This window comes from Candidatus Aegiribacteria sp., from assembly GCA_021108435.1.
Lineage (GTDB): Bacteria > Fermentibacterota > Fermentibacteria > Fermentibacterales > JCC-6 > Aegiribacteria.
The window spans coordinates 1-5675 of sequence record JAIOQY010000088.1 but is presented as its reverse complement, the minus strand read 5'-3'; the positions used below and the strand labels follow the sequence as shown (position 1 = coordinate 5675).

At 46.8% G+C, this 5675-nt stretch carries 6 protein-coding genes; 4 read left to right on the top strand and 2 right to left on the bottom strand.

The features are described 5' to 3' along the window. The 4 genes from K8R76_05485 to K8R76_05470 all read left to right on the top strand — a co-directional run. The coding region (locus K8R76_05485; protein MCD4847622.1) for a glycosyltransferase family 4 protein at positions 1-645 on the top strand (645 nt) is incomplete at its 5' end. Continuing rightward, entirely contained in the window at positions 642-1094 is a 453-nt protein-coding gene (locus tag K8R76_05480; GenBank protein ID MCD4847621.1) for a GNAT family N-acetyltransferase, read from the top strand. The genes K8R76_05485 and K8R76_05480, both read left to right, overlap by 4 nt. An 82-nt stretch (positions 1095-1176) precedes the next feature. Then, positions 1177-2340 (top strand): hypothetical protein, encoded by a 1164-nt coding sequence (locus K8R76_05475; GenBank protein ID MCD4847620.1) that lies wholly within the window; start codon positions 1177-1179, stop codon positions 2338-2340. Positions 2341-2347: 7 nt separating this feature from the next. Continuing rightward, entirely contained in the window at positions 2348-2806 is a 459-nt protein-coding gene (locus tag K8R76_05470; GenBank protein ID MCD4847619.1) for a GNAT family N-acetyltransferase, read from the top strand. A gap of 59 nt (positions 2807-2865) precedes the next feature. Here the strand turns inward: K8R76_05470 and K8R76_05465 are convergent, their stop codons facing one another. Together K8R76_05465 and K8R76_05460 are read right to left on the bottom strand one after the other, a co-directional pair. Further along, positions 2866-4287 carry a capsule assembly Wzi family protein gene (locus K8R76_05465; GenBank protein ID MCD4847618.1) on the bottom strand — a complete coding sequence of 474 codons (1422 nt, stop codon included), beginning with the start codon at positions 4285-4287 and terminating at the stop codon, positions 2866-2868. Next, the gene (locus tag K8R76_05460; protein ID MCD4847617.1) at positions 4272-5510 is read right to left on the bottom strand and encodes a class I SAM-dependent RNA methyltransferase; all 1239 of its coding nucleotides are present in this window, start codon (positions 5508-5510) and stop codon (positions 4272-4274) included. Before K8R76_05460 ends, K8R76_05465 begins: the two co-directional genes overlap by 16 nt. Positions 5511-5675 lie beyond the last annotated feature (165 nt).

The window sequence follows — 5675 nt, the reverse complement described above, 5'->3', positions numbered from 1 at the left end:
TGGATTCCGGACGTATCCGATCGTCTTGAAGTGATATCAAACGGAATAGATCTTTCGGAATTCAAGGCAGCAGGAATATTTGAAGGTAAGGAAAAGCTGGTGATATTATCCGTGGGAAGACTCACTGATGCGAAGAATTATCATGCCGCCATTAAAGCATTCTCCATACTTTACCGCAATAGCGAAGCTGATCTGAAATACGTAATAGCCGGGAGCGGGAATCTTGAAAGCGAACTGAAAGAACTTGCTGCTGAACTTGGTGTTTTTTCAAATATTGAATTTCCCGGGGATGTAAAAGATATATCCGCTCTTATGCAGGGGGCTGATATCTTCTTCATGCCTTCCATAAGAGAGGGTTTCGGTATAGCAGCTGTTGAAGCAATGGCTTCGGGGCTTCCAGTAGTGGCTTCTGATATTCCCGGAATAGGTGATGTGGTTGGAAGGGATGGAAGCTGCGGAACTCTGGTGAATCCCCATTCACCCGTGGAGATGGCTGAGGCGCTGTCGAACCTTATTGAAAATCAGGAAACCTCGAGAAGGATGGGTCTGTGCGGTTTGAAAAGAGCCTCTCTTTTCAATATTGAATCTACAATTGACGAGTACCTGAGACTTTACCGCAGTGTTCTTGATGAAAGAAATCGATGAAGCTGATGATGCGGCTGATGAAAAAGGATGATTATTCATCCCTGGTAGATCTCTGGAGCGGTTTCTCAGGAACAACCATGACCGGAGCAGATAGTCAAGAAGGATTCGAGAGATTTCTCGATAGGAACGGTGAGTGCTGTTTCAGCGTACTTTTAAGTGATAGAATTGTCGGTTCTGTTATGGCAGGACACGATTCAAGACGAGGTTATATCTACCATCTGGCAGTTGACGAGTCTCTCCAGGGGAAAGGAACAGGCGCTGCACTTATGAGCGCCGCGGGAAGCGCTCTTCGGAATGCTGGTATCGAAAAGGCTCACCTCTTCATCTATACTGACAATTCCGCAATAAGGTTCTACGAGAAGACAGGATGGCACAGAAGACATGATATCGCTGTAATGAGTAAAGTACTTATTGGCGAGCAATATCTTGGAACAAGAAAAGAGGATTGAGAACCTTTCTTTTTTTTATTCAGACATGCATACTAGATGATATGGAATATTATACTGTGACCAGTGAAAAGGACGTCTGCGAATGATAAATTCAATCGTACTCACCGCTCTGATGCTTCTTCAGCCAGCAATAGAAATTACTGATGTGCAGGACTGTCCAAACGATGCGGGAGACCACCTTCACCTGTACCTATCAATTCCGATTGAAGAAACAGATAATTTTCTTTCATGTGTTATCTACAGGAAACAGGTTGATGAACCGGATGATTACTGGAACCCTATCCTTTCAGAAGCTCTTCCTCTGGAAGGAGGATTTCTGGTCGACGGATACGATCCTGATTTTATCATTGAACCGGGCGTCCGATATATGTTCAGACCGGCTGTTATCACTATGGCGGGAGATACTCTTGTCGGTGAGGTCTTTGTCTCACCCGTAACCTCAAAAGGGGAATTCATCAATACCGATGAAACATCGGTTCTGATAGCGGGATTGCTTTTTATCATATTGATATTCTACTACTTCGGAAAAGCCCGGAGCGGCGCGAAGATGTACCTCAGACCGATAGCCGGCATCGATGCTATTGATGAGGCGATTGGAAGAGCAACCGAGATGGGCAAACCTATACTGTATGTCCCAGGTCTTTCAACCATATCCGATGTTGCTACTATCGCAAGCCTTACCATTCTCGGGAGAGTTGCGAGAAAAGTCGCCGAATACCAGACTTCTTTGATGGTTCCGAACTGTGATCCGATCGTATACACCGTGGCAACAGAATCAGTAAAGCAGGCTTACCTTGAGGCGGGACGTCCTGACGCGTACGATCCGGATTCTGTCTTTTTCCTGACCACAAGCCAGTTTGCGTTTGTCGCGGGTGTTAACGGAATCATGATGAGGGAAAGGCCTGCTACGAATTTCTATCTGGGTATGTTCTGGGCTGAATCACTGCTTCTGGCCGAGACAGGTTCACTTTCCGGAGCTATTCAGATTGCCGGAACAGATGCCGTGACGCAGCTTCCATTCTTCATAACAACCTGTGATTACACTCTTATCGGTGAGGAACTTTATGCAGCCAGCGCATACCTCGGAATGGAGCCCAAACAGCTCGGAGCAGTCAAAGGGCAGGATGCTTGCAAGGCTGTGATCATGGTCCTGATAATACTCGGTCTCATTTTAAGCACTATCTACGCTTTCACAGGTAACGAAAGCTTCATGTTCCTTCGTAACATGTTACTTTCAGGTGGATAGAGTCGAATTGCCGGATCTTCTTGTCCCGCTATTTAATCTCCCTGAAATTGAGAATGTAAAGGGCATCTGGGTAGGGAAGCCGCTCGCTCACCAGTCACCCGGAGTACTCTCGTTCATTAAAGAAAATTTCAGTGAAGGTTGGGAAGCAGAGGCAAAAGTCGGATTATCTTCAGCCCCACCAACAGTACTTATTGCCGCAGAACAGGAAACAGGGAAAATAACAGGCTTTTGCTGCTGGGACTGTACTGCGAAAGGTTTTCTTGGTCCTATAGGTACTCTGGAGATTGTTCGGGGCAGAGGTATAGGCAGAGCACTCGTCCTTTCATGCCTTGGAAGCATGCGGGAAGCTGGTTACGGATACGCAATCATAGGCGATGCCGGTCCCGTGGATTTTTTCAGGAGTATATGCGACGCAAGAGTAATCGAGGGTAGCACACCGGGAATCTACGGAAATCCCCTCAACTAGATCAAATACTGCTTCACAAGTTGAAGAAGTGTGGTACGTCCCTTGCTGGAAGTCGTTTTTTACCAGGTCCAGATGAATTCGAGTGAGGATATGATATCAGAGTCTGTTTCTCCGGAAACATGATCCTGATTTCTGATCCATGTGTTCCTGACTTTCCCGTGAGCCTCCAGGAAATCCAGCGGATACCAGCTCAGGTGCAATTCAGCTCCTGTCGAGTATTCCACGATTCCGGACGGAAATCTCCCGCCTGTCTGTACCGAATCCGGCCAGCCTTCCTGAACGGTACCCTCGCCATGTCTGGTATGATCCAGAGTCACCTCCGTCAGAAGAGGCCAGAGAGCTGGAGTTCCGATTGAGAGGGTGATCCTGTCAGCGTCGGGGCCAAGTTCTGACCCGATGATCGAACCGTCATGCAGGTAGTAGTTACGTGGTTCCCGCTGACTGTAGACGTATCTGTCGATTCTGGTGTATTCAGCCACAGTGCCCAGCTGCAATGACGGCAGGAAGGCTGAAATGCCTGCTGTCCAAGCCAATTTGTTCGGTCTGTTGTGCGTGTTCTCGTACTGAATATCGTCAATAAGCAATTCTCCGTAGGTTTCAACTCCGTTCAAGGGTATCCATGTTGCGTCAAAAGTGAGGAACGCGTTGTCGTCAACACGTTCATTCCATTGAACGGGATACCATGGAATAACAGGATTCATGTATGCGAAATCCAGCCCATTCGCCTTGAAGAGTATTGACTCGCTGAGACCGATTCTAAGATTATGAAGGGGTTTTATATCAAGCCTGTGGGCGGTCAGGTATGTACAGGAATCACTGTTAATAGTTGAAGTGAAACCGGTGAATTCCAGAATGTTCCAGAGGCTGAATCCCACTTTCAGCATATCGAGTGGAGGACTGTTGTCTGAGATAAGCAGCTGAGTGAATCTGCAGGGGCCCCACCTCTGTGGAACCCTTCCAAAACTGATCGAGATCGTTTCGTGATTCCATCTGATGTATCCCCAGTCGACGTACAGATGCCTACCCGGTTCTGCACCCTTATGAAATGGAGTAAAATAATCCGGGGGATTTTCGTCAGAACCTGCCCAGATCGATAATCTCTCATCCATGAAAAGAGATGGAAGGATATCGGCGAAAATTCTTCCCGTTGCTCCGCATCTCGTTTCGAAAGCATCTTCTGAATAGAGGATCTCACCGGCGATTGTTCCCTGTACAGCCATTTTGAAGCCGTTCTCACCGGGTAGATTACCAGGGGGAAGGCTTCTGCTTAGAATATGTTTTCCAATTTTCTCAAATCCTTCTGTGGATATGATTTCTGTAAACAATTCTTCAGCGTCAGTCGCCGGGAAACTGCCCGGCAGTATCTCACCAGTTACAGTTTCGAACATGTATATCCACCAGTTGAGCGGATCCTCAAGGGGAAGTCCTGTCTGCTTTACTGAACCAATCATGAGAACCAGTGAAATTACTGCGGCGGACATAAATTTTCCTTTCTCTCAAGCAGAACCACTGTTTCAATGTGATCCGTTTGAGGAAACATATCAATTGGTTGAACCTTTTGAACAGTCCAGTTTCTCTCAGTGATAATACGAAGATCCCTTGCAAGGGAGAAAGGATTACAGCTCACATAGATTATTTTCCTTGAATTGATTTTTCTGAGGAGCCGCGAGATTCTGATACCAAGCCCTGACCTTGGAGGATCAACTATCACCGTATCCCATGATCTGCCTGACCTTGAAGAATCTGTCAGGAACTGTCTGGCAGGGATTGTTATGAAACTGATTGAATCAATGCCGTTTATCTTCGCCGCTTTTCGTCCTGAAAGAGAGGCGTCGGGATTGATCTCAACAGAAACAACCTTTGCGCCGGATGCTGCGAGGGGGAGTGCAATAGTTCCGGAACCACCGTAGAGGTCAAGAATATTTGTATCGTCATCACATGAGCCAGCAACAGTTGAGATCAGTCTGTCAGCGCAACCGGGATTTACCTGGAAGAACGTTCCAGGTCTGATTGGAAAGATTAAACCTGCTGCCTGTTCTGTGATTTCACAGCCCTCAGGTTCAGTTGCCCATTTACCCGATATTTCCTCCGCTGTAATAACAGAATCGTCTTTTACAAGGCTGGACGGTGCCGGTCCCCCTCTGAATTCAAGCATGGCGCTGCCGGTTCTGTCAGATGCTCGCACTGAGACTCTAGCACAATGGCCAAGACTGACTTTCTGCAGCAGTCTGAATTCCTGTTGTCCTCTACGATTGAGCAGGGGGCATTCACTCACAGGGAAGGGATTACCTCTGAACCTGTGAAGACCCGGCTTACCATCGATCACATCGAATGAGACTCTGTTACGGTATCCGGTTATCTGAGGTGACGGAACTGCATCTTCTATTGTTGAGAAGCTGATTCCAGCTCTGATGAAAGCTTTTTCTATCCAGTTACTTTTCCAGATAAGCTGTTGAGTGTATGATAAATTCTGAAGTGAACATCCTCCGCATTCACCGAAGTATTCACAAAAGGGAGTAACCCTGTGAGGAGATGCCTCAATGACTTCGAGCAGTTCTGCTTCAATTCTGTTCTTCTTCTCTGAGGATATTCTGCATCTGACTGTTTCCCCAGAGAGAGCACCGCGAACGAATACAGTCTTTCTACCTTCTGCTGATGATATTCCGCCGACGCTGTTACCAAGTGCTGTTATTGTAATCTGCAAAACTCACCGGTATAACCACCCGAGAGGATTCTTTGAGAGAATTCTCATTTATTGTTTATATTCAGGATAAAGTTTTTTCATGCATTCAGGACAGATTCCATGACTGAACTGAGTGTCTGAACGCTCTGTTATGTATTTCTCTATCTGTTCCCAGTATCCGGAATC

What these genes read in the sequence shown, in the direction of transcription:
- K8R76_05475 (MCD4847620.1), top strand. Translation starts at nt 1,177, where the DNA reads ATGATAAATTCAATCGTACTCACCGCTCTGATGCTTCTTCAGCCAGCA.
- K8R76_05480 (MCD4847621.1), top strand. Translation starts at nt 642, where the DNA reads ATGAAGCTGATGATGCGGCTGATGAAAAAGGATGATTATTCATCCCTG.
- K8R76_05465 (MCD4847618.1), bottom strand. Translation starts at nt 4,287, where the DNA reads ATGTCCGCCGCAGTAATTTCACTGGTTCTCATGATTGGTTCAGTAAAG.